Here is a 24,594-nt window from a genome sequence, read left to right on the forward strand (position 1 = left end):
AAGGCGCAGCGTATTGACCCGCTTGCCCCGCCATCCCGCAATCGGTGTATCGTAGGGCGTCGCGATCACCCGCTCTGCGGGCCGCCAGCGCATCTGATGCGGGCTGGCATCCTCGCTTTCCGACGGATCGACCCGGCCGCCAAAGCCAATCTCATAGCTCGCCTCGCGCCGCTCAAACTCCCAGGGATTGCCATGTGTCAGCCAGGTTTCGGGCAGTTCCACCTGCCAGCCGTCCGAAATCTCCTGTCGAAACATGCCGTTCACATAACGGATGCCATAACCGTAGGCGGGTACATCCACGGTGGCCATGCTTTCCATGAAACAGGCCGCCAGCCGTCCCAGACCGCCATTGCCCAGCGCAGCGTCCGGCTCCAGCGCCGCAATGATGTCGATGTCGACGCCCAGCGAGGTCAGCGCCGCCTGCATGTCGTCCAGCATTTCCATGTTGGATGCGGCATCGCGCATCAGGCGACCGATCAGGAATTCCAGGCTCAGATAATAGACGCGCCGCCCCTGTTCTTCATAGGTTTTCTGGGTGGAAGCGATCCATGCATCGATCACCCGGTCGCGAATGGCGAGAATGACGGCGTGCAGCCAGTCATGCGGTTTCGCCGCTGCGGCATTCTTGCCGATGCGATAGGTCAGCCGCTCGACGATCTCATGGGCAAGGACCTGGGGATCGACCTGCCGGGGAGCGGGCTTGGGAAGCGTGGTTTGGCCTTTGAGGTTCATGCGCGTGCCCCTTTTGCCTAAGCGTTTTCGAAGAAGGCCAGATTACCCTGCCCGCCCGGAAAACACGTTAAATCCAAACTCAGGGCAGCCGAGGCGATGCAATCGGATCGGAATCTGTCCTGGAGTCCGGGAGCGATGATTGCATGCGCCTTCAGCCTCGCCAACAGTAAATTTTGCAGCGCAGCAATTAACTCCCGCAGCGTTCCACGATGGCATCTCGAATGCCGGCGCGCAGTTGCTTTCGCACAGGATAGCTGTTCGACGGAAAATGCTGGGTCATGAAGATGGCGATGAGCCGCTCGACCGGATCGATGAAAAAGAAGGTCGAGAACACGCCGCCCCAGTAAAATTCCTGCGTTTTCATGTCGGTCGCAAAGCCCAGACCAAAGCCGACCCCGGCATAGTCCGCCTCGCTGAACATGGAGGAGGAGAGACTGGCCAGATCGCCGCCGCCGGGCAGATGATTGGCACGCATCGCCGCCACCGTCTCCGGCTTCAGCAGCCGCGATCCGTCCAGTTCCCCGCCCCGCAGCAGCATCCGGGCGAAGCGATGATAGTCCGCGACGCTCGACAGCAATCCGCCGCCGCCCGAGCGTAAACGCAGCGACCTGCGCCATCCGCTCCGATTGCCCCGCTCATAAAGTGAGAGCGCGCCCTGCGCGCTTAACTGCCAGGCGTCGGTCATTCGTTCGATGCGATTTTCGGGAAGCTCGAAAAATGTATCCACCATGCCCAGAGGATCGAAAATCCGTTCCCGGAAACAACTCTCCAGATCAAGGCCGCTCAGCCGCTCGACCACCACGCCCAGCACGTCGGTGGAGACGGAGTAATTCCACCGCTCCCCCGGCGAAAACTCCAGCGGCAGAGAGGCCAGTGCCGTTATGAACTCGTCCGGACTGCGCTTCTGCTGAAATTCGTCCAGCCCCAATTCCCGGTAGCGCGCATCGATCGCCGTCTGGCGCTGAAGACCATAGGTCAGCCCCGAGGTGTGCCGCAGCAGGTCGATCATCAACATGGGACGCTCAAGCTTCTTGCCTGCGCCGGCCTGGAGCCCGGCAAATTCCGGCAGCACCTTCGTTACCGGATCGTCCAGCGCCGCCAGTCCCTGCTCGACCAGCATCATGAAGGCGACCGACGTCACCGGCTTGGTCATCGAAGCGATGCGATAGAGTGCGTCCGCGCCCAACGGTTCCCCCGTCGCGCGGGCGATGCCGCTGCGGACGGAAAGGACTGGCTGCTCGCCCCGCGACACCAGCAACTGCATATGCGGCAGCTTGCCCGACTCGACATAGCTTTGATGCAGATGCGTCACCAGAGCCTCCAGCCGTGCTGCGCTCATGCCCGCCGCCTGCGCTGCCGCTGCGTCAACCTGTCCTGTCAGCCGCATTGATCCTCCTGCCGGTGCCGGGCCTCTGTTAGAACAGCCGCTTGGCCGTTGCCAACACCCCCATCGGGCCTTTATGGCAAGCGGCCTGACCCTCTGGACCCCTGCTGCTTCATGGCTACCGGCCTTTCCGCCATCTTCCTGAACAATCGCCCCGCCCTCCTGCGCTTCCTGCGCGCCCGCGGCGCGGGCGAGGATGCCGAGGACCTGTTGCAGGACATCTGGATGAAGCTGGAGGAAAAGGATCTTGGCCCGGTCGCCGATCCCCTACCCTATCTCTATCGCATGGCGAACAATCTGATGCTGGACCGCTACCGCTCCGCTATCCGGCGCGAGCGGCGCGAGCAGGATTGGGCAGAGGGCGCAGGCGGCGTGATGGCGGACCCGTCGGAGGAAATTGCGATCGACGAGCGTCTGATCCTCGACGAAAGGCTGAATGAGGCCCGCAACGTTCTCCGCTCGCTTGGCCCGCGCGTGGAACTGGTGTTCCGCCGCTTTCGCATCGAAGGGGTCGGACAGAGGCTGATAGCGGAGGAATTGGGGGTCAGCCTGACGACCGTGGAAAAAGATCTGCAAAAGGCCTATCGCGCCATGATCGCCCTCAAGCGGAAAATGGATACGGAATGAGGAGGGCGGCGGCGTCTCGCTCGACAAGGGGCATGACATGAACGGGGCTGGAGCCATGATGAACGAGGAGGCGCTCGGATGGGTCATCCGCACGCGCGATCCTGAATTTGCCGATTGGGCGGCTTTTACCGATTGGCTGGAGGCGGACTCCGGCCATGCGGCAGCCTATGACGCACTGATGGCGGCGGATGCCGGTCTGGCCGATATCGTGCCCGATGAGCCGGTCACGATCGCTGCGCCTGCCAATGATCCCGGCGAGCGCGGCTGGCGCCCCATGCGCTGGCTGGGCGGCGGCGCCGTGGCGGCGGCGCTGGTCGCGGCCGTCTCCCTCGGCGTCATGAACCGCACCGACATCTACAGCGTCACGACAAAGCCCGGCGAAACGCGGAGCATCGCGCTGGACGACGGCACGCGGGTCGAACTGAACGGCGGCACCACCATGCGGTTCGACCGCCACGATGCGCGCTTTGCGGCGCTCGACAGCGGCGAGGCGGCCTTCACGGTGAAGCACGACGCCAGCAATCCCTTCCGCGTGACCGTCGGCGACGCGGTGTTCGAGGATGCCGGAACCGTTTTCAACATCGTCCATAGCGGCAATGCGACCCGCATCGGCGTGTCCGAAGGCAAGGTGATCTACAATCCCGGCGCCGAAGCCATCAGCCTGCCCGCCGGACGCGCTTTGAGCGACGATGAAAACGGCCTGCGCATCATGGATGTCGCAATCGACGCCGTCGCGAGTTGGCGTCACGGACGCCTTACCTATACCAATGCGCCGGTGGCGCAGATCAGCGCCGACATCGCCCGGTCGCTGGGCGTGCAACTTGCTGCCACGCCCGCCGCTGGGGCGATGCGCTTTACCGGCACGATCCGGCTGGACCGCAATCCGGAACTGTTCTTCGCCGGCGCCGCGCCGCTGATGGGGCTGACCGCCGTCAAACAGGGTGACGGCTGGCTGTTGAAGGAGGGGGATGGCCCGCCACGCTGAGGTCCTTTTCGTCACCGCCCTCGCCATAGCGGCCGCTTCGCCCGTGCGGGCTGCGGATAGACAGGAGATCAGCATCGCCCCTGGACGGCTGGGCGAGGCGGCGATAGCGCTCGGCCGCCAGACCGGCGCAAGCATCGGCATGTCGGACCAGTCGCTGGCCGCTATTTCCACGCCCGCCGTTCAGGGCCGCATGTCAGTGGAAGGGGCGCTCAAAAAGCTGCTCAGGGGCAGCGGCGCCAGCATTCGCAGGATCGATGCATTTACATGGCGGATCGTGCGCGTGCAGAGGCCGAGGGAACAGCCGCAAGCCGCAGCAAACAAGCCCGCTCCCGCTCCAGCGGAGCAGGAACCCGCCGAGATCATCGTCACCGCTTCCAAGCGCGACACGCCGCTGCCCCGCTATGCCGGGGTGGTGGATGTGGTAGGGGACAACGCCTTCTCCAGCGGTGAGGCGGCCGGCGGCACGGCCAGCCTCATTCTGCGCGTGGCGAGCCTCAGTTCCACCCACGCAGGCACGGGCCGCAACAAGCTGTTCATCCGCGCCATCGCCGATTCCGGCGTTGCCGGGCCGACGCAGGCGACGACGGGCCAATATCTGGGCGACATGCGGCTCAACTATGCCGCGCCCGACCCGGACCTCAAACTCTATGACATGCAGGGCGTGGAGGTGCTGGAGGGGCCGCAGGGCACGCTTTACGGCGCCGGGTCGCTGGGCGGCATCGTGCGCATGATTCCCAATGCTCCCAATCTGGGCGCGGCGGGCGGGCAGATGTCCGCGGGCCTCAGCGCAACCCAGCATGGCGATCCGGGCGGGGATCTGGCAGCCACGATCAACCTGCCGATTCTGGCGGAGAAGATCGCGCTGCGCGTCGTCGGCTATGGCGTGCAGGACGGCGGCTATATCGACAATGAAAATCCCGGATATCGCAAGAACGACGTCAACCGCACGCGCACCTATGGCGGCCGGGCGGCGCTCCGCTTCGCGCCGGACGAGAACTGGACGATCGATCTTGCAGGCGTTTATCAGCGGATCGAAGGCGACGACGCCCAATATGCCGCCAGGCAGATCGGCGACCTGAAGCGCGCCTCCGCCCTCCCCCAACCCTATTCGTCCGACTATGCGCTCGCCAATCTGCGGGTCGAGCGGCAATGGGACGATCTGCGCTTCGTGTCGTCGACCGGATTTGTGCGCAACATCCTGACCGAAAGCTATGATGCGACGCAATATGATCCGGCTGGGGCGGACGGCCCCGCATCCCTGTTCCGGCAACGGAACAGGGTGGACATCTTCTCCACCGAAAATCGCATCGTCCGCGATCTGGACAATGGCCTCGGCTGGATATTGGGCGCTTCCTATCTGGAAAGCACCTCGGACATTCAACGGTCGCTGACGAGCTACGGCACGGCGACGGTGCAGCCGCAGGTCATTCCCGGCGTTCCCATGTATGGCCGAGGCTTGCCCGCGACGTCGACCGGCGTGCGCAACCGCATCCGGGAAGCGACCCTGTTCGGCGAAGCCTCCTTCGAACCCATGACCGGCCTGATTGCCACGATCGGCGGCCGACTGACCAACAGCCGTCTCAGCGGCGAGGCGATCGACCCCATCGCCATCCTCTCCGACGCTGCGATCGCCCGTGCGGAGGCGCAGGCGAACCGGAACGAGACGATCTTCCTGCCCTCTTTCTCGCTGCTGACCGATGCGTTGCCGGGCATGACCGTCTACGCCCGCTTCCAGCAGGGCTTCCGGCCGGGCGGGCTGGCCGTCGACGACCAGCATATCCAGCGCTTCCGCAACGACCGGGCATCGACGGTGGAACTGGGCTTCCGCAGGGGCGTGCCCGGCGTCGATGCCGTCGCCTTGACCGGCAACGTGGCTTACACGCGCTGGAAGGACATCCAGGCCGACGTCACCGATCGCATCGGCATTCCCACCACCGCCAATATCGGCGACGGGCGCATCTATACGGTGGAGGGGCGCATCGCCGTCCGCCCTGTGCCCCGGCTGACGCTGGACGGCAGCATCATCTACAATGACAGCCGCCTAAGCCGTCCGGCCCAGTTCGTACGGATGCTGTCCTATGAAGGACAGTCGCTGACCCTGCCCAATGTCGCCAATCTGGGCGGACGCATCAGCTTCGACTATCGCGCGCCGGTGGGCCGCGACATGCAGTTCCACCTGACCGGGTCGGCCCGCTATATCGGCAAGTCGCGCCTTGGCGTCGGCCCCATCCTGGGGCGGACGCAGGGCGATTATGTCGACACCGCGCTCAGCGCCAGCCTGACGCGGGGGCCGGTGCAATACTCCCTGACCCTGTCCAACCTGCTGGACAGCAGCGGCAACCAGTTTTCGCTCGGCACGCCCTTCGACCTGCGCGGCGATTATGTGACGCCGCTGCGGCCGCGCACCATCCGTCTGGGCGTCGATTTCGCCTTCTAGGGCAATCCAATCCGAATTTTGTCTGACGGATCGGGCACTTCGGCGCCGTCTCCCGCCCATACGCGCTTCGCAAGATGGCGCGAGCCTCAGAGGAGACATCATGCGCAATTTATTGGCCTGCACGGCCATCGCTCCCGTTCTGGCCGCCCTGACCGTGGCCGACGCGGCGGCGGAAACGACCATCGGTTCTTCCACCACCACCGCCGTCAAGACCTCCACTGCCGCCAGCGGCGCGGCTGACGACGTCACCGTCAGTTCTGCCGGGACGATCAAGCTGACCAGCGGCGCCGCCATCACGCAGGACAGCAACAACAAGGTCAGCAATGCCGGAACCCTGACCATCTCAGGTGCCGATGGAGCGACCGGCATCCTTTCAGCGGCGGGCACCAGCGGCAACATCACCAATAGCGGCACGATCACGCTGGATGAGGATTATACCGCCACCGATAGCGACAACGACGGCGATCTTGACGGCCCCTTCGCCAAGGGAACGGGCCGCAACGGCATCTGGGTCCAGTCGGGCGCCACCCATACGGGCAATATCGACAGCAGCGGCACCATCACCATCGAGGGCAACCAGTCCGCAGGCATCCGCGTCGACGGCCCGCTCGCGGGGAATCTGTCGACCAGCGGTTCGACCAGCGTGGTCGGCGACAACAGCTATGGCGTGCTGGCCAACGGCGTGACCGGCAACGTGACCATCCGCGGCACCACCGCCGTCACCGGCGCCAACAGCGTGGGCGTGGCGCTGCAAGGGGATGTGACGGGCGCGGTCAAGATTCAGGGCACCGTCAGCAGCACCGGCTATCGCTACACGACCCGGCCAACCGACACGTCGAAACTGGACTCGGACGACCTGCTGCAGGGCGGATCGGCCGTGACCATTTCCGGCAATGTGACGGGCGGCGTCATTTTCGACATACCTCCGACCCTTAGCGACAGCGACACCGATGTCGATGACGATGGCCTGGCCGACAGCAGTGAAGGCTCCGCCGCTGTCTACACCTATGGCTCCGCCCCAGCAGTGCAGATCGGATCGGCCACCGCCGACACCGCCATCGGCGCGGTCGCCTCCGAAACCTCCGGCTATGGCCTGATTGTCAAGGGCGGCATCGCGGGCTATGGCATCTATAACGGGGTTAACGCCAACGGCCTTGTCATCGGCGGATTGGGCGGGGACGTTTCGCTGGCTAAGGGCCTGCTGGTTTCCGGCACGGTCGGCGCGGTTTCCTATGACAGCAACGCAACCGCCCTTCGCATCGGCAGCGGCACCACCGCCGGCACCATCCAGATCAGCGGCGCCATCGGCGCGACGGGTTCGGATCTGACGGGCACTTCGGCGCGCGCGCTGGTGATCGATGCGGGCGCCACCAGCAACGCCATCCTCAACAGCGGCACCATCAGCGCCACGGCATTGAGCGATGAAAAGGGCACGGCGATTGCCATTCTCGACTCTTCCGGCACCGTATCGACCCTGACCAACAACGGGAAGATCTCTGCCGCTGGGGGCAAGGACGGATCGAACATCGCTATCGACATGAGCGCCAACAGCAGCGGAGTCGCGCTGACGCAGGCGCTGGCCTCCTCGACTGCGACCGCGCCTTCGATCACGGGTGATATCCGGCTGGGTTCCGGCAACGATGTGGTCACGGTTTCGGCGGGTACCATTACCGGCGACGTCAATCTGGGCGCTGGCAGCAACAGCCTGTCGCTGTCGGGGACATCCATCCTGACTGGCGATGTCGCGCTGGGTAGCGGCAGTTCCAGCCTCAGCTTGGGCGGCACTTCACGACTCAATGGCGGCGTCGATTTTGGCGGCGGCAGCTCAACCCTCACCCTGTCGGACACCGCCTCGCTGAACGGCGCAATCAGCAATGCAGCCAATACGGCGGTCGTGGTCAACGGCGGCACGCTCAACGCCAGCAACAGCGGGACGGTCGCGTTGGGATCGCTCAGCCTGAGCGGATCGTCGGTCATCGGCGTCACTATCGACGCCGCCAACGGCACGAACACGCTCTACGACGTCGCGGGCGCCGCGACCTTCGCCACCGGATCTCAGGTCAAGGCAACGTTGAGTTCCGTCGCAGGATCGGAGGGCGACTATGTCATCGTCCGCGCAGGATCGCTGAGCGGCACACCCGCCCTCTCCTCCGCCACGTTGATTCCCTATATGTTCAGCGGCTCGGTGGCGAGCGACGCGTCGACCGGCGAGGTCACCCTGTCGATCAAGGCCAAGACGGCAGCGGAACTGGGCCTGTCCGGATCGCAGGCGCGAGCCTACAGCGCGATCTTCAACGCGCTGGACAATGACAGCGCAATCGCCAACAGCTACCTCGCCATCACGGACGGCGATACGCTGAAGGCGGATCTGCAACAGATGCTGCCCGACCATGCGGGCGGCACGTTCGAGGCGGTGACTGCCGGTTCGCGCGCCACGGCCCGCATTCTGTCCGATCCCGGCGGCATCTATCGCACGCCGGACGGCAATCTGGGTTTCTGGCTCCAACAGGTCGCGTTCGGCAGCTCGAAAAGCGTAGGCGACACGGCATCCTATGACATCAACGGCTGGGGCGCGAGCTTCGGCGCGGAATATCTGACAGGCGTCGGCGCCTTCGGCGGTTCCTTCGCCTATGTCCACGGCAGCGATTCGTCCGGCAGCACCAACAATGCGGTCGATTCAGACCAGTTCGAGCTGGCGGCGCACTGGCGCGGCGACTGGGGCCCGCTTCAGACCTATGCGCGGGTTTCCGCGGCCCATATCGACTTCAAAGGCAGCCGCCATTTCGAAAGCGGCGACATCGTCCGCACGGCGAACGGCAATTGGTCGGGCAAGCTCGTTTCCGCGACGGCGGGCGGTTCTTACGAACTGCACTTCGATCGTTTCAGTCTGCGGCCGGCAGCGGGCATTGATTATTACCGTCTCAAGGAAAGCGGCTATAGCGAAACCGGCGGCGGCAATGCCTTCAACCTGATCGTCGACGGCAGAACCAGCGATGAACTGACGGCCAGCGGCAATGTCACGCTGGGTTACGATTTCGGCAGCCTCAACCGCGAGGACGGCTGGATGCGGTTCGAAGTGGAGGGCGGGCGACGCCAGATCATCGCGGGTTCGCTGGGCGACACCACGGCGCACTTCACCGGAGGCGAGGATTTCACCCTGATCGCGGACAAGCGCACCAGCGGCTGGACCGGCCGCGCCCGGCTGATCGGCGGGACCGAAAGTTTCCGCGTCGGCGGCGAAGTCGGTGCGGAGCAGCAACAAAATCATGTCGCCCTCTCATTGCGAGCGACGGTTAATTTCATTCTGTGACGTCCTAACAGAGAGTTGGCGGGCCACACCCCACAGACCCTCCCGGTCCGCCAGTCGGCCATGACATGAAACCCGTCCCCACGGGGTCATGGCACAAATGGAAGGGGCGCTGCCTCCCCCCGGCAGCGCCCCTTTTTCCTTGTTCGTCAGGGCCGGATCGCGAAATCGAAGATGCGCGCCCCGCCCGTGCCGCCGCCCCACATGCCGGGGCCCGAACCAGTGCTGACCGAATAGAGGAAGCCATATTCGCCCGCCGCCAGATCAGCCCGGGGCATCACCTTGAACACGCCGGGCGCGACCTGCTCATAATCGAAGGCGATGCGGTCCTTGTCCATGACGCCGGACTTTGCGCCACCCAGGTTCATGCTACCCACCCGCGTTTCACGACGGTCCTTCTTCACATCGAACTGGATCAGGCTGAATTCATTGGGAGAGGTGATCGCGGTCGCCGGTCCCGCCAGCCAGAGCGAGGGCGTCCCGGCATGCGAAAGGCTGCGATTGGCTTCGTCGAAATAGAAATAGAAGACCGGCCGCGCCTTCCCTGCAGCGATCCGGGCGCTGACGTTGGGAATGACCGCCTTGATGCTGAGCGAAGCGATGCCGCCGGTGAAAGCATAGCCCAAAATACCGCCGGTCTTGCTCTGATTGGAGATGGTCGGGTCGATTCGCGCCATGCGCGCTGGCTGCGCGCCTTCCATCAGCATATATATGCCCGACGGATGCGGCACCAACGGATCGGGGGAGTCCGCCGACATCGCCGCTTGGGCGGATGTGATACCCTGCGATCCCGCTTCGATCATCGCCGCGATGACGGGACCGGACACGCCGCTCTTCTTGAGCGCGATCAGGTCGTCGGTGGAGAGTTTATATTGCGCGGGCGACGCCTTGATCTTGGCGATGACGGCTTCGTCGCCAAGGCCAGCGCCCACCAGAGCCACGACGCTGTCATTGTTCAGCGTCTCGGCGCGCGCCGTCACGGACGCCGCGCATGCCGCGAGGCACAGCCCCACGGACAAAATCCCCCTGTTCATGTCCACCCCCACAAGAAAAAAGCCCGGCATCCCCATGCCGGGCCTGTCCTTTTGTTTAGCTCAAAGCCTTTTTGATCAGTTCGTTGACGACCTGCGGATTGGCCTTACCCTGCATCGCCTTCATCGTCTGGCCGACGAAGAAGCCGAACAACGCTTCCTTGCCCGCCTTATACTGCTCGACCTTGTCGCCGTTATCGGCAAGGACCTTGGCCACCGCCGCCTCGATCGCGCCGGTGTCGCTGGTCTGCTTCAGGCCCTTTTCCTCAACGATCTTCGGCGCGCGGTCTCCGGTTTCCAGCATGATCTCGAAAACCTGCTTGGCGATGGTGCCGCTGATCGTACCGTCCGCGACGAGGGCCAACAGTTCGGCGCCCTCTTCAGGACCGACCGGGCTGTCTTCAAGGCTTTTGCCGAGGCGATTGAGCGCACCGTAAAGCTCCGACAGCAGCCAGTTGGCCGAAGCCTTGGCGACTTCGCCCTCGCTCTTCTTCTGGATGCGCGCAGCTTCGGCCAGCAGCGCTTCGAACCAGCGGGCGGTGTCGGCATCCGCTGTCAGCGTTGCGGCGTTGTAGGCGGAGAGGCCCAGATCCTTTTCATAGCGCTGACGCTTGGCGTCGGGCAGTTCGGGCAGCGACTGGCGACATTCCTCCAGGAAAGCGTCGTCCAGTTCCAGCGGCAGCAAGTCCGGATCAGGGAAATAGCGATAGTCGTGCGCGTCTTCCTTAGACCGCATGGAGCGCGTTTCGTTCTTGTCGGGATCGTAAAGGCGCGTTTCCTGCACGACCTTGCCGCCAGCCTCCAGAACATCGACCTGACGGCTCGCCTCATATTCCACGACCGCCATGACGAAGCGAACCGAGTTCACATTCTTCGTCTCGGTGCGCGTTCCGAATTCGTCGCCGGGCTTGCGGACCGAGACGTTGACGTCGGCGCGCATCGAACCCTGATCCATATTGCCGTCGCAGGACCCGACATAGCGCAGGATCGTCCGCAGCTTGGAGAGATAGGCCCCGGCCTCGGCAGGCGAACGCATGTCCGGCTTCGACACGATTTCCATCAGCGCCACGCCCGAACGGTTTAGGTCGACATAGGAGCGGGTCGGATGCTGGTCGTGCATCAGCTTGCCCGCATCCTGTTCGACATGGATGCGCTCGATGCCGATCCGCTTGGTCACGGCGTCGGGATTCTTGTCGTCCAGACTGATCTCGATCTCGCCCTCGCCCACCAGCGGGTGGTAGAGCTGGCTGATCTGGTAGCCCTGCGGCAGATCGGCGTAGAAGTAATTCTTGCGGTCGAAGCGCGACCATTTGTTGATCTGCGCCTTGATCGCCATGCCGGTGCGCACCGCCTGACGGATGCATTCCCGGTTGGGCACGGGCAGCATGCCGGGCATGGCCGCGTCGACCAGGCTGACCTGCGTGTTCGGCTCCGCGCCGAAAGCCGTGGCCGCGCCGGAAAAGAGCTTCGCCTGGCTCGTCACCTGCGCATGGACTTCCAGGCCGATCACGACCTCCCACTCGCCGGTTGCGCCCTGAATGCGATAGGTTGATTCAGTCATTTCTCACACCGTCATCCCAACGAAGGCTGGGATCTTTCTCATATGTCGTGCCACGCCGCCTGAGATGCCAGCCTGCGCTGGCATGACGGAACTGATTACCACCACTTCTCCGGCCGCGCCGTGAAGCCAGCACGTTCCTCGATGGCGAGGCCCGCGTTCAGCACGGTCTGCTCATCGAGCGCCTTGCCGATAATCTGCAAGCCCAGCGGCAGCCCCTGCGCGTCCAGCCCGCCCGGCACCGCCATAGCAGGCAATCCCGCCAGCGAAGCAGGCACCGTGAAGACGTCGTTCAGATACATGGCCAGTGGATCGGCCTGCTTCTCGCCCAATGCAAAGGATGCGCTTGGTGCGGTCGGCGTCAGCAGCAGGTCGCACTTTTCAAAGGCCTGTTCGAAATCGCGGGCGATCAGCGCCCGGACCTTCTGTGCCTGCGTATAATAGGCGTCATAGAAGCCCGCCGACAGCACATAGGTGCCGATCATGATGCGGCGCTTGACCTCCGGCCCGAAACCAGCGGCGCGGGTCGCGGCATACATGTCCTGCAATCCCGCCCCATCGGGCAAGTCGCGCTGGCCATAACGCACGCCGTCGTAGCGGGCGAGGTTCGAGGACGCCTCGGCAGGTGCGATGATATAGTAAGTCGGCAGCGCATATTTCGTGTGCGGCAGCGACACTTCGACCACTTCGGCGCCCGCATCCTTCAGCCATTCGATCCCGCGATCCCACATGGCGGAGATTTCGGCGTTCAGGCCATCGGGGCGATATTCCTTCGGAATACCCACCGTCTTGCCCCTGAGATCGCTGGACAGATTGGCTTCCCACTGCGGCACGGCCAGATCGAGCGAAGTGGAGTCCTTGGGATCGAAGCCCGCCATCGTCTCCAGCAGGATGGCATTGTCGCGCACCGTCCGCGCCATCGGCCCTGCCTGATCGAGCGAACTTGCAAACGCCACGATGCCCCAGCGCGAGCAGCGGCCATAGGTCGGCTTGATGCCCGAAATGCCGGTGAATGCTGCAGGCTGACGGATGGAGCCACCTGTGTCGGTTCCGGTCGCCGCCGGGCAGAGCCGCGCCGAAATCGCCGCCGAAGATCCGCCCGAAGACCCACCGGGCGCCAGAGCGGCATTATCCCCGCCACCCCGCCGCCACGGCGAAATCACATTGCCGAAATAGCTGGTCTCGTTGGAAGACCCCATGGCGAACTGGTCGAGGTTCAGCTTGCCCAGCATACCCGCGCCTGCATCCCACAGCTTTTTCGAAACCGTGGACTCATAGGTCGGCGTGAACCCTTCCAGCATGTGACTGGCGGCGGTCGTCTGCACGCCTTCGGTGCAGAACAGGTCCTTCATACCGATGGGCACGCCGGACAGCGGCTTCAGCGCTTCGCCCGCCGCCTTTGCCCTGTCGGCCGCATCCGCCGCTTCCAGCGCCTTTTCCGGCGTCTCGACGATGAAGGCGTTCAGCGCCTTGGCCGCCGCGACATTGGCGTTGAACGCCTCCGCCACTTCGCGCGCCGAAAAGTCGCCCGCGCGAAAGCCGTCGCGGATTTCCGCGACCGTCAGATCAGTCAGATTGTTGCTCATTATTCGATTACCTTTGGCACGGCGAAAAAGCCATGTTCGGCCTGCGGCGCATTGGCCAGCACCTTGTCGCGCACGTCGCCGTCGGTGACGGCATCTTCGCGCAGGCGCAGATGGTTGGGGATCACGGCGGTCATCGGCTGCACGCCGGTCACGTCCACCTCGCCCAATTGCTCCACCCAGCCAAGGATGTTGTTGAGTTCGGGCACCATCGCTTCGGCTTCGGCATCAGTCACCGAAATGCGCGAGAGGCTGGCGATCTTTTTCACGGTCTGAAGGTCTATCGACATGGCCCCGCCGCTACCATTGGCGTCCATAGGCTTCAAGTCCCCTTGGCTCGAGCTATTGCGCGCATGCCGCGCTTGCGCCAGACAGAAAGGGTTCACTCTTTGGAGAGCGCCTGTTGGCCCGCAAATTCCTCTATGTCTTCGCTGGCCTGATCGTGTTGGTGATTGCGGCGTTGCTGGTCTACCGCATCTGGGGCATGCAGCTGATCCGCATGGTGATGGTCCCGCGAGAGGCTTTTACGCAGATACCTCCCCTTCCCGCCAACGCTTATGACGATCCGGAAATGTGGATCGCCCGGCCCGACATAGTGAGGGACAATCCTGCGCTCTGGACGCCGGAGGGGGTGAAGGAGGCGCCAGTCGCGCAAAAAGCGGCCATCTTCTTCATCCATCCGACCTCTTACATCACGACGCTGGGCGACGCGCATTGGAACATGCGCCTTGATGACAAGGAATCTCTCACGACGGCCCGCCGTTTCGTCCAGAATCAGGCCAGCGCCTTCAATGCCGCGGGCGCCGTCTGGGCGCCCCGTTACCGACAAGCCAATTATGGCGCTTTTCTCACCTCCGAGCCTGCGGGCGATCAGGCGCTCGCCGCCGCCTATCGCGATGTGGCGCAGGCGTTCGCGGCCTTCCTGAATGCCAACCCGCAAGGTCCGCTGATCCTCGCCGCCCATAGCCAGGGGTCCCGCCACCTGCTGCAACTGCTCAGGGAGAAGGTCGCCGGGCAACCCGTGGCGGACCGGATCGCCGCCGTCTACGCGGTCGGCTGGCCGATCTCGGTAGAAGCCGATCTCCCGGCGCTGGGGCTGCCCGCCTGCGCCCGCCGCGACCAGTCGCATTGCGTCGTCAGTTGGCAAAGCTATGCCGAACCGGCCGACCCTTCTCCCGTGATCGAAAGTTTCGAACGCAAGCCCAGCTTTACCGGCAGGCCGCACAAGGGCACCCACATGCTCTGCACCAACCCGATCACCGGCGCCTTCAACGGGGCAGCGCCCGCCAGCGCCAATCGCGGAACGCTCGATGCCCGCGAACAGGGCAGGTCGCCCCGCCTCGTCCCCGGCATCGTTCCCGCCCGCTGCGACACCAGCGGCGTGCTGATGATCGGCGAGCCGGTCGACATGGGGCCGTTCACCTTGCCGGGGAACAACTACCATGTATATGACTATGCCCTGTTCTGGGCCGATGTGCGCGAAGACGCAAAGCAGCGGCTTGCCGCCTTTCTGAAGAAATAGAAATGACCATCCTTACCGCCGACCGCGCGGTTTTCCGCGAAGCCCTGCCGCAGGGGGGCCGCCTGCTCGGCATGGATGTCGGCACCAAGACGATCGGGCTGGCGCTTTGCGATGCGGGCTGGTCGATCGCCAGTCCCGCCCACACTGTATCCCGGGGCAAGTTCAGCAAGGACAAGGTCGCGCTGGCCGCCTTCATGGAGCAGCAGCAGGTGAAGGGCGTGGTGATTGGCCTGCCGCTGAACCTTGACGGCAGCGAAAGCCCCCGCAGTCAGGCCAGCCGCGCCTTTGCCCGCAATATCGCCGATCTTGGCCTGCCGATCCTGCTCTGGGACGAGCGCTGGTCGACGCAGGCGGTGACGCGCACCTTGCTGGAGGCGGATGCCAGCCGCGCCCGCCGGGACGTGCTGGTCGACAAGCTCGCCGCCAGCTATATTCTGCAAGGCGCGATTGACGGCCTGATGGCAGGCTTCTGATCAGCCTTCAAAAGCCGAAATAATCGGACAAGGCCCCTCCTCCGAAGCATGGCAGGCGCCGGCCAGCCGCCGCAGCGAATCCCGCGCCGCCTGCAACTCGGCGATCCTGAGGTCCAGCGCCTCCAGCCGCTGCGCCGCCAGTTCCCGCGCCCGCGCCCGGTCCTGCCCGGCGTCGAGCCGCAGCAATTCCCCGATCTGCTCAAGCGTGAAGCCCGCTCCCTGCGCCGAGCGGATGAACTTCAGCCGCCGCACATCCTCTTCCTCATAGCGCCGCACGCCGCCAGCCATGCCGCCGCCTTCCGGCCGTTCGGGCGTGCCCAGCAAACCGCGCCGCTGATAGAAGCGCACCGTCTCGACGCCCACGCCGCCAGCGCGGGCCAGACCAGAAATCGTCATTGCCATGCTTGACTCCGGACCATGGTACGGACCCCATATGGGGGGCATCGGCGTTATTTCCAGAAGAAAGCGAACTCATGACGACCCTGGCAACCGATGCGACCCAGCCCCGCAAGGCCATTCTCTACCGTATGGTGATGCCGGGCCATATCTGCCCCTATGGCCTCAAGGCGCGCTGGCTGCTGAGGCACAAGGGTTATGAGGTCGAGGATCATTGGCTCACCAGCCGCGAAGAAACCGACGCGTTCAAGGCCGCGCATGACGTCAGGACGACGCCGCAGATTTTCATCGATGGCCGACGCGTCGGCGGTCATGACGATCTGCGCCGCCATTTCGGCCTGAAGGTCGCTGATCCCAAGGCGACGAGCTACACCCCTGTCCTGGCCGTCTTCACCGTCGGCGCGCTGCTGGCGATCGCCTTCACCGCGATGCAGGCCATGCCTCTCGTCAGCCTTATGACGGTGGAGCGCTTCATCGCCATCACCATGATGTTGCTCGCCATGCTGAAATTGCAGGATGTGGAGCGCTTTGCGACCATGTTCCTGAACTATGACCTGCTTGCCCGCCGCTACGTCCCTTATGGGAAACTCTATCCGTTTCTCGAACTAGGCGCGGGTATGCTGATGCTGACTGGCTGGCTCAACTGGCTTTCGATCCCGGTCGCGCTGTTCATCGGCAGCATCGGCGCGGTGTCGGTGTTCAAGGCGGTCTATATCGAGAAGCGCGAACTCAAATGTGCCTGCGTCGGGGGCAGCAGCAACGTGCCGCTCGGCTTCGTCTCACTGACGGAGAATGTGATGATGGTGGCGATGGCCCTGTGGATGCTGGCTGGCATTCATTAAGTCAAAAAACTCGCGTCGCGTCCCGCCCATAGGCGTCCGGCTTTCCTTCGCGCCCACAATGACTTTGATCGTCCCGTCATGCGCGCCGCTGGAAAATTACCAGAGCCGCGCCGAAGCCGCATCGACCACCACATGACGCACCCCAGGCCCCGGCAACAGCCGCGCCCGTTCGAGATTGAGCGCGATCAACGGGTCATAATGGTGCTCCTGCGCGAGGGCGCGAAGCATTTAAGGTTCAATCCTCAATCCAATCCGCCGAAGCGATACCCTGCGCATACAGCAGCACCGACAGATCGCCATGAACGATTTCCGCCGCAGCCGCTTCGCGGGTCTTGGGCTTGGCATGATAGGCGACGCCCAGCCCCGCACCCTGAATCATCGGAATGTCGTTCGCCCCGTCACCCACCGCCAGAGTCAGCGCACGATCGATACCGCCCTCAATGGCCGCTTCCAGTTCCGCCAGTTTGCGCGCCGCATCCACGATCGGCACCGTCACTGTTCCCAGCAGAGCATCGTCCGCAATTTCCAGCACATTGGCGACGGCATTGTCGAACCCGATCTCCTCCGCTACCGGCCCGGTGAAACGGGTGAAGCCGCCCGACACCAGCAGGGTCTGCGCGCCACGCCCCTTCATCGTGCGCACCAGCGCCTTGGCGCCGGGCATGATCCTGACGCGCTCGACGCGGCACTGATCGATGGCGCTGTCCGCCAGCCCCTTGAGCAGTGCCACGCGCTCGTGCAGCGCGCCCGCGAAATCCAGCTCGCCGCGCATGGCCCGCTCGGTAATCTCGGCGATCTGGGGCTTGATCCCGGCATAATCGGCCAGTTCGTCGATGCACTCGACGGTGATCATGGTGGAATCCATGTCCGCGATCAGCAGCTTCTTCTCGCGCCCCTCGGCCAGCTGGACGATCACATCCACCCTGTCGCCGATCCCGGTCAGCGCTGCCCGCGCCGTAACAGGATCGGCGCCGAAGAAAATATCCGCTGCCTTGCCCTCGTCCAGCCATTGGCTATCCACCGGCGCGCAGCCCGCGGCGGCCAGCCGGCCGGCGGCCTCCGCAATATCTTCCTGACTCAAGGCCGCACTTGCCACTAAGGTCGCGACGAACATGGACACTCCTGAAACATATAAGGGCGAATCCCGCCCGCGCGTCGCGCTTATTGCCGGGCCTACCGCCAGCGGCAAGAGCGCGCTTGCCATTGCTCTCGCCCGCGCAGCCAATGGTGTCGTCATCAACGCCGATGCGAGCCAGGTGTACGCCGACCTGCAAATCCTCTCGGCTCGGCCTTCGCCAGAGGAAATGACGCAGGCTCCGCACCGTCTTTTCGGCCATATCGACGGGGCGGAGGCCTGCACCGCCGCACGCTGGGCCGCCGAGGCGCGGGCCGAAGTGGACAAGGCGCATGGCGAAGGGCGCCTCCCCATACTGGTCGGGGGGACGGGCCTCTATCTGCGCACCCTTCTGGACGGCATCGCTCCCGTGCCCGACATCGATCCAGCGATCCGCGCCGCGATCCGCGCCATGCCCGTAGCGGAAGCCCATGCCGCGCTAGCCGGGGAGGACCCGGAAGCCGCCGCCCGCCTCGCTCCCGCCGACAGCACCCGCGTCGCCAGAGCGCTGGAGGTCGTCCGCTCGACCGGAAAACCCCTTTCCGAGTGGCAGCAACATAAAAGCGGCGGCATCGGCGACCGCATCGCCCTCTCGCCGCTGATCCTGCTCCCCCCACGCGACTGGCTGATCGACCGCTGCGACCGCCGCTTCGGGCAGATGGTCGACGGCGGCGCGGTGGCGGAAGTGGAAACCCTGCTCGCCCGCAATCTCCCGCCAGACCTCCCTGTCATGCGCGCCATTGGCGTCCCGGAAATCGCAGCCTGGCTCAACGGAAAGATCGATCGCCACGCCATGCTCGAACGGGGCCGGGTCGCGACCCGCCAATATGCCAAACGGCAATATACCTGGTTTTCCCGGCAGCCGCCGGCGGCTTGGATGCGGGAAACACGGCAGATTGATGATAAAATCTCCATAGAATTAGCAATTAAATTACAACAATAGTCCTTGACTTGCCATTTTATGTCTAATAATTGCACCCGCCTTGCCATCGCGCCTGATCTGGCGCAGACGGCGCAACCTGTATCTGGCGGAAGGAATCCATCGTGGCCGAAAAGAGCGGCGCGGACATATTGGTTGAGTGCCTGATCGACCTGGGGGTCGAGGTCGTTTTCGGTTATCCGGGCGGCGCGGTGCTGCCTATCTATGATGCACTCTTCAATCATCCGAAGATCCGCCACGTGCTTGTTCGCCACGAACAGGGCGCGACCCATATGGCGGAAGGTTATGCGCGCTCGACCGGCAAGCCCGGCGTCGTTCTGGTCACATCCGGCCCCGGCGCGACCAATGCCGTCACCGGCATCACCGACGCGCTGATGGATTCGATCCCGATGGTCGTCATCACTGGCCAGGTTCCAACGCAGCTGATCGGCACCGACGCGTTCCAGGAAGCGGACACGATCGGCATCACCCGTCACTGTTCGAAGCACAACTATCTGGTGAAGTCCCCCGCGAGGCTCGCCGGTGTCGTCCATGAAGCGTTCCATATCGCCACCACCGGCCGTCCCGGTCCGGTCGTCATCGACATTCCGAAAAATGTCCAGATCGCGACGGCGCCTTATGATAGGCCCAAGGCGTTCGAACATGCCAGCTACCGTCCCCAGACGAAGGGCGACGCCACAGCCATAGCCACAGCCGTCGAATGGCTGGCAAAGGCGGAGCGGCCGATCTTCTACACTGGCGGCGGCGTCATCAACAGCGGTCCGGAAGCATCGGATCTGCTGCGCGAAATCGCTGCGCTGACCGGCGCGCCCGTCACCTCGACGCTCATGGGTCTGGGGGCCTTTCCGGCATCTTCGGACCAGTGGGTCGGCATGCTGGGCATGCACGGCACCTATGAAGCCAATTGGGCAATGAACAAGGCGGACCTGATCGTCTGCGTCGGCGCCCGCTTCGACGACCGCGTGACCGGGCGCCTCGACGCCTTCGCGCCGAATTCGAAGAAGATCCATATCGATATCGATCGCAGCTCGATCAATAAAACCGTCGACGTCGACCTGCCTATCGTCGCGGACGTTGCCAGCGCGCTGACCGACATGATCGCGCTCTGGAAGGACCACGGCCACAAGGCGGCGGACCTCACAGAATGGTGGGCGCGGATCGACGGCTGGCGCGCGCGCAACAGCCTCGCCTATCCCGAAAGCCGTGAAGAAATCATGCCGCAGGAAGCGATCGCACAGCTCTACAAGGCGTCGCGATCTTCCAAGGACGTCATCATCACCACCGAAGTCGGCCAGCACCAGATGTGGGCGGCCCAGCATTTCGGTTTCGATGAACCCAACAAATGGCTGACTTCCGGCGGCCTCGGCACCATGGGCTATGGCTTTCCCGCCGCCATCGGCGCGCAGGTCGGGAATCCCGACAGCCTGGTCGTCTGCGTCGCTGGCGATGCCTCGATCCAGATGAACATCCAGGAAATGGGCACGGCCAGCCAGTACCGCCTGCCGGTCAAGATATTCATCCTCAACAATGAATATATGGGCATGGTCCGCCAGTGGCAGGAACTGACCTATGAAAGCCGCTATTCCAACAGCTATTCGGACAGCCTGCCCGATTTCGTGAAGCTGGCGGAAGCCTATGGCTGGACCGGTATCCGGATCGAAGGCCCGCAGGAACTGGAAGCGGGCATCCGTCAGATGATCGATACGCCCGGCCCGGTGATCGTGGACTGCCGCGTGGCAAAGCTCAGCAACTGCTTCCCGATGATCCCGTCGGGCGCGGCGCATACCGACATGCTGCTCGATCCGAGTCAGGTCGAGGGCATCATGTCGGATGAGGCGAAGGCGCTGGTGTGACCACGCATCTGAAGCTCCGCATCCATGTGAGCGAACCCTTCGACTTCGAACGGGTCGCGGGCACGCCGGAACTGACTGGCTGGACGGTGGACCATGCCGATCCTGAGAATGAGGATTGGGAAGTCCATCTGGATACGGGCTTCGACTTTCATGAGCGCCATATCGGCCGCCTGCTTGTCAGCCCCCGCTATGTGGGGGAGCATCTGACGCGGATGTTCGATGCGATTGCAGGCTTTCCCGTGCGGATCGCCCATCGCGACGACGGCACATGGCACTACGCCTTCACGGGCATGATTTCAGAGCGCCATGAGCGCGAGGAACCGGATAACGGAACGATCTGATGCATATTCAGGAAGAGATTAACGAGCGGCACGTCCTGTCGCTGACGGTTTCGAACGAAGCGGGCATATTGGCGCGCATTGCGGGCCTGTTCACCGCACGCGGCTATAATATCGACAGCCTGACCGTGGCGGATATCACGCCCGACCATGCGATCAGCCGCATCACCATCGTCACCAGCGGGCCGCCCAAGGTGATCGACCAGATAATCGCCCAGCTCGACCGCCTTGTGCCGGTCCACAAGGTCACCGACCTTACCGACAATGGCCCCTTCGTCGAGCGCGAATTGGCGCTCGTCAAGGTCGCGGGCGTGGGCGAGGACCGGATCGAGGCGCTGCGCCTCGCCGACGTGTTCCGCGCCAAGGTGGTCGACACGACGATCGAGAGCTTCATTTTCGAGATCACGGGCACAACCGACAAGATCGACAATTTCGTCGGCCTGATGCGGCAGATCGGCCTTGTTGAAGTCGGCCGCACCGGCGTCGTCGGCCTGATCCGCGGCAAGGAGCCGAACTGAAGCATCGTGCAGAAAAGTGGGCACCGGTTTTTCTGCCCGAACGATGCGACAACAAATAACTGGAGCGCGAACCGCTCCAGAGAAATAACCCCTCTCCCATCGGGAGAGGGAGGGGCCTACCGCGCAGCGGTGGGAGGGTGAGGGCGAAAATCCCTCCCCCGTGCGCAGGTGGTTCCCCCTCACCGCAAATCCAGGCTCCGCAAGGCGCCAACCGGACTGAAAGAAGGAACGTCAAATGAAGGTTTATTACGACCGCGACGCGGACATCGGCCTGATCAAGGGCAAGAAGGTCGCCATCCTCGGCTACGGCTCGCAGGGTCATGCTCACGCGCAGAATCTGCGTGACTCGGGCGTCGCTGAAGTCGCCATCGCGCTGCGTCCCGGTTCGGGCTCTGCCAAGAAGGCCGAAGGCGCAGGCTTCAAGGTGCTGCCCAACGCGGAAGCCGCCGCATGGGCCGACGTCCTCATGATCCTCGCCCCCGACGAGCATCAGGCCGCCATCTACGCTGACGACATCCACGCCAATCTGCGCCCCGGCGCCGCGCTCGCCTTCGCGCACGGCCTCAACGTGCATTTCGGCCTGATCGAGCCGCGCAAGGACGTCGACGTCATCATGATCGCGCCCAAGGGCCCCGGCCACACCGTCCGCGGCGAATATCAGCGCGGCGGCGGCGTGCCCTGCCTGATCGCCGTCCATCAGGACGCAACCGGCAACGCCCATGACATCGCCCTCTCCTACGCTTCGGGCGTCGGCGGCGGCCGCAGCGGCATCATCGAAACCAACTTCCGCGAGGAATGCGAAACCGACCTGTTCGGCGAGCAGGCCGTGCTGTGCGGCGGCACCACCGCGCTGGTTCAGGCCGGTTTCGAAACGCTGGTCGAAGCGGGCTATTCTCCGGAAATGGCCTATTTCGAATGCCTTCACGAACTGAAGCTGATCGTCGACCTGATGTATGAAGGCGGCATCGCCACCATGCGCTATTCGATCTCGAACACCGCCGAATATGGCGACATCAAGACCGGCCCGCGCATCATCACCGAAGAGACGAAGAAGGAAATGAAGCGCGTTCTGGCCGACATCCAGTCGGGCCGCTTCGTCAAGGACTTCGTGCTCGACAACCGCGCCGGCCAGCCGGAACTCAAGGCGAGCCGCATTGCTTCCCAGCGCCACCCGATCGAGGAAACCGGCGCCAAGCTGCGCGCCATGATGCCCTGGATCGGCGCCAACAAGCTGGTCGACAAGGACAAAAACTGATCGACGGCGCATCGGAGCTTTCAAAAGCCTTTTGATGCACTTTTCGAACTAGCCATTAAGGGAACGCTTCGTTTCCGGTTACGGCTATGGAACAATCGGGGGACGTTGCCTATTCTGGCGGCGTCCCTTGATTGCTTTTTGGAGAGCCTGCCTCATGCGCAAATATCTGATTCCCGCCGCCGCCCTCGTCGCGCTTGCCGGTGGCAGCGTCGTCGTTGCCCAGCAGATGCCGCCCGTCCCGGGCGCGAAGGATCCGGCTCGCGTCACTGCCGGCACCTATACGATCGATCCGGGCCATACCCAGATCATGTTCGCCTATGACCATATGGGCTTTTCCAACAATCTGGGCGTTATTTCCGAATCGACCGGCACGCTGACGCTCGATCCCAAAAACCCCTCGGCCGCCAAGGTTGCAGTCGACGTGCCAGTCGCCAATCTGCGAACCGGCGTCGCCAAGCTCGACGAACATCTGATGAAGCCGGAATTTTTCGATGCCGCCAAATTCCCCAAGGCGACCTTCGTGTCGACCGGCGTGAAGGTGCAGGGTACCGAAGCGGAAATCAGCGGCAACCTGACGATCAAGGGCATCACAAAGCCGGTGACGCTCGACGCTCAATTCTATGGTGCGGGCAAGGCTCCTGCGATGATGGGCGGCAAGGAAAATGTGGGCTTCGTCGCCACCACCACCGTCAAGCGGAGCGATTTCAACATGGGCTATGGCGTGCCGATGGTGGGCGACGCCGTGGAACTGAAGATCGTCGCCGCTTTCCAGAAATAGGCGACGTTGGCGTATCGGCGGGCGCGCTTTTTGCGCCCGCCGCCATGTTCGCGGGCTTTCCGCCTAACTTCACTCGCAAGAAACACTGGACGGGACCGCCCAAAAAAGGTTAAGGGCGATCCATCATGCAGCGCGCGCTCCTTCCCCTGCTACGACTTACACGCCCTTAGGCGTGGTTTTTGTGCTGCTTCGCTTGAATGACGCAGCAATCCGCCTAAGGGCATAATCAAGCAGATAGTCGTACCACCGGGCAGGCCGCATCTATTTTGGGCGCCGCTCGATTGCAGAGAAGTCATTTTCGTCATGATGCTGAACGATCCCTCGCTGAAATACCGCCCCTTCCCTCAGGTGGATCTGCCCAATCGCCAGTGGCCGGGCGCCGTCATCACCTCGCCCCCGCGCTGGCTGTCGACCGACATGCGCGACGGCAACCAGTCGTTGATCGATCCGATGAACGCGGAAAAGAAGCGCCGCTTCTTCGACCTGCTGGTGAAGGTGGGCGTCAAGGAAATAGAGGTCGGTTTCCCCAGCGCGGGCGCGACCGAGTTCGATTTCATCTCCGGTCTGGTCCGCGAGGGCGCGATCCCCGATGACGTCGTCCCGCAGGTGCTGACGCAGGCCCGCGAAGACCTGATCGCAACCACATTCGAATCCCTGCGCGGCGCGAAAAAGGCGATCGTCCACGTCTACAACGCGGTGTCGCCCGCCTGGCGCAACATCGTGTTCCAGATGGACCGGCCGCAGATCAGGGAAATCGCGATCAACGCGGCGAAGCTGCTGCGGGACAATGCGGCCAGGCAGCCGGATACCGACTGGCATTTCGAATATTCGCCGGAAACCTTCTCGACCGCAGAGCTGGATTTCAGCCTGGAATGTTGTGAAGCGGTGATGGAAATCCTGCAACCGACGCCCGATCGCCCG

General features: G+C 63.6%; 21 protein-coding genes and 2 pseudogenes. 14 read left to right on the forward strand and 9 right to left on the reverse strand.

The features are described 5' to 3' along the window. On the reverse strand, positions 1-732 hold a 732-nt coding region (locus ACFC3J_RS13320), incomplete at its 3' end, for a glycogen/starch/alpha-glucan phosphorylase (RefSeq protein ID WP_375196648.1). Positions 733-919: 187 nt separating this feature from the next. Beyond that, entirely contained in the window at positions 920-2,119 is a 1,200-nt protein-coding gene (locus ACFC3J_RS13325; RefSeq protein ID WP_375196649.1) for a serine hydrolase domain-containing protein, read from the reverse strand. Between the two features lie 111 nt (positions 2,120-2,230). Between ACFC3J_RS13325 and ACFC3J_RS13330 the strand changes: the two genes are divergently transcribed. The 4 genes from ACFC3J_RS13330 to ACFC3J_RS13345 all read left to right on the forward strand — a co-directional run bounded on the left by ACFC3J_RS13330 (position 2,231) and on the right by ACFC3J_RS13345 (position 9,475). Further along, positions 2,231-2,743 (forward strand): RNA polymerase sigma factor, encoded by a 513-nt coding sequence (locus ACFC3J_RS13330; protein WP_375196650.1) that lies wholly within the window; start codon positions 2,231-2,233, stop codon positions 2,741-2,743. 55 nt (positions 2,744-2,798) lie between these two features. Then, positions 2,799-3,728 (forward strand): FecR domain-containing protein, encoded by a 930-nt coding sequence (locus tag ACFC3J_RS13335; protein WP_375196667.1) that lies wholly within the window; start codon positions 2,799-2,801, stop codon positions 3,726-3,728. Beyond that, entirely contained in the window at positions 3,712-6,165 is a 2,454-nt protein-coding gene (locus tag ACFC3J_RS13340) for a TonB-dependent receptor domain-containing protein (RefSeq protein ID WP_375196651.1), read from the forward strand. The genes ACFC3J_RS13335 and ACFC3J_RS13340 overlap by 17 nt, the downstream gene beginning before the upstream one ends. Positions 6,166-6,265: 100 nt before the next feature. After that, entirely contained in the window at positions 6,266-9,475 is a 3,210-nt protein-coding gene (locus ACFC3J_RS13345) for an autotransporter domain-containing protein (RefSeq protein ID WP_375196652.1), read from the forward strand. Between the two features lie 146 nt (positions 9,476-9,621). Here ACFC3J_RS13345 and ACFC3J_RS13350 read toward each other — a convergent pair whose 3' ends face one another. The 4 genes from ACFC3J_RS13350 to gatC form a co-directional block, all read right to left on the reverse strand. Next, positions 9,622-10,506, reverse strand: coding sequence for a hypothetical protein (locus ACFC3J_RS13350; RefSeq protein ID WP_375196653.1), 885 nt, complete (start codon positions 10,504-10,506; stop codon positions 9,622-9,624). A gap of 55 nt (positions 10,507-10,561) precedes the next feature. Next, on the reverse strand, positions 10,562-12,064 hold the full coding sequence (gene gatB / locus ACFC3J_RS13355; RefSeq protein WP_375196654.1) for an Asp-tRNA(Asn)/Glu-tRNA(Gln) amidotransferase subunit GatB: 1,503 nt from the start codon (positions 12,062-12,064) through the stop codon (positions 10,562-10,564). A 95-nt stretch (positions 12,065-12,159) separates the two neighbouring features. After that, positions 12,160-13,647 carry an Asp-tRNA(Asn)/Glu-tRNA(Gln) amidotransferase subunit GatA gene (gatA, locus tag ACFC3J_RS13360; protein WP_375196655.1) on the reverse strand — a complete coding sequence of 496 codons (1,488 nt, stop codon included), beginning with the start codon at positions 13,645-13,647 and terminating at the stop codon, positions 12,160-12,162. Next, positions 13,647-13,934: an Asp-tRNA(Asn)/Glu-tRNA(Gln) amidotransferase subunit GatC gene (gatC, locus tag ACFC3J_RS13365; protein WP_375196668.1), complete on the reverse strand. Its 288-nt coding sequence runs from the start codon at positions 13,932-13,934 to the stop codon at positions 13,647-13,649. Before gatC ends, gatA begins: the two co-directional genes overlap by 1 nt. A 113-nt stretch (positions 13,935-14,047) precedes the next feature. On the opposite strand from gatC, the gene ACFC3J_RS13370 reads away from it, so the two are divergent. Both ACFC3J_RS13370 and ruvX read left to right on the forward strand, forming a co-directional pair. After that, on the forward strand, positions 14,048-15,166 hold the full coding sequence (locus ACFC3J_RS13370) for a DUF3089 domain-containing protein (RefSeq protein ID WP_375196656.1): 1,119 nt from the start codon (positions 14,048-14,050) through the stop codon (positions 15,164-15,166). 2 nt (positions 15,167-15,168) lie between these two features. Next, entirely contained in the window at positions 15,169-15,639 is a 471-nt protein-coding gene (gene ruvX / locus ACFC3J_RS13375) for a Holliday junction resolvase RuvX (RefSeq protein WP_375196657.1), read from the forward strand. Here the strand turns inward: ruvX and ACFC3J_RS13380 are convergent, their stop codons facing one another. Further along, the gene (locus tag ACFC3J_RS13380; RefSeq protein WP_375196658.1) at positions 15,640-16,041 is read right to left on the reverse strand and encodes a MerR family DNA-binding protein; all 402 of its coding nucleotides are present in this window, start codon (positions 16,039-16,041) and stop codon (positions 15,640-15,642) included. Between the two features lie 71 nt (positions 16,042-16,112). On the opposite strand from ACFC3J_RS13380, the gene ACFC3J_RS13385 reads away from it, so the two are divergent. Then, positions 16,113-16,877 (forward strand): MauE/DoxX family redox-associated membrane protein, encoded by a 765-nt coding sequence (locus tag ACFC3J_RS13385; protein WP_375196659.1) that lies wholly within the window; start codon positions 16,113-16,115, stop codon positions 16,875-16,877. Between the two features lie 27 nt (positions 16,878-16,904). Here ACFC3J_RS13385 and ACFC3J_RS13390 read toward each other — a convergent pair. Together ACFC3J_RS13390 and serB are read right to left on the reverse strand one after the other, a co-directional pair. Further along, positions 16,905-17,078: pseudogene (locus tag ACFC3J_RS13390) on the reverse strand (murein L,D-transpeptidase); the annotation flags it as partial. A 34-nt stretch (positions 17,079-17,112) separates the two neighbouring features. Next, positions 17,113-17,991, reverse strand: coding sequence for a phosphoserine phosphatase SerB (serB, locus tag ACFC3J_RS13395; protein WP_375196660.1), 879 nt, complete (start codon positions 17,989-17,991; stop codon positions 17,113-17,115). Here serB and miaA point away from each other — a divergent pair. From miaA to ACFC3J_RS13430, 7 genes and pseudogenes are all read left to right on the forward strand, one after another. Then, the gene (miaA, locus tag ACFC3J_RS13400) at positions 17,990-18,934 is read left to right on the forward strand and encodes a tRNA (adenosine(37)-N6)-dimethylallyltransferase MiaA (RefSeq protein ID WP_375196661.1); all 945 of its coding nucleotides are present in this window, start codon (positions 17,990-17,992) and stop codon (positions 18,932-18,934) included. The genes serB and miaA overlap by 2 nt on opposite strands. Before the next feature lie 101 nt (positions 18,935-19,035). After that, positions 19,036-20,784: an acetolactate synthase 3 large subunit gene (locus ACFC3J_RS13405; RefSeq protein ID WP_375196662.1), complete on the forward strand. Its 1,749-nt coding sequence runs from the start codon at positions 19,036-19,038 to the stop codon at positions 20,782-20,784. Next, positions 20,781-21,125, forward strand: a complete 345-nt coding sequence (locus tag ACFC3J_RS13410; RefSeq protein WP_375196663.1) for a hypothetical protein — start codon at positions 20,781-20,783, stop codon at positions 21,123-21,125. The genes ACFC3J_RS13405 and ACFC3J_RS13410 overlap by 4 nt, the downstream gene beginning before the upstream one ends. Continuing rightward, positions 21,125-21,640 carry an acetolactate synthase small subunit gene (ilvN, locus tag ACFC3J_RS13415; protein ID WP_375196664.1) on the forward strand — a complete coding sequence of 172 codons (516 nt, stop codon included), beginning with the start codon at positions 21,125-21,127 and terminating at the stop codon, positions 21,638-21,640. The genes ACFC3J_RS13410 and ilvN overlap by 1 nt, the downstream gene beginning before the upstream one ends. Before the next feature lie 235 nt (positions 21,641-21,875). Next, positions 21,876-22,895 (forward strand): ketol-acid reductoisomerase, encoded by a 1,020-nt coding sequence (gene ilvC, locus ACFC3J_RS13420; protein ID WP_375196665.1) that lies wholly within the window; start codon positions 21,876-21,878, stop codon positions 22,893-22,895. Positions 22,896-23,049: 154 nt separating this feature from the next. Further along, positions 23,050-23,673: a YceI family protein gene (locus tag ACFC3J_RS13425; protein WP_375196666.1), complete on the forward strand. Its 624-nt coding sequence runs from the start codon at positions 23,050-23,052 to the stop codon at positions 23,671-23,673. A 303-nt stretch (positions 23,674-23,976) separates the two neighbouring features. After that, positions 23,977-24,594, forward strand: a pseudogene (locus ACFC3J_RS13430) (2-isopropylmalate synthase); the annotation flags it as partial.

The organism is Sphingobium sp., from assembly GCF_041987595.1.
Taxonomy (GTDB): domain Bacteria; phylum Pseudomonadota; class Alphaproteobacteria; order Sphingomonadales; family Sphingomonadaceae; genus Sphingobium.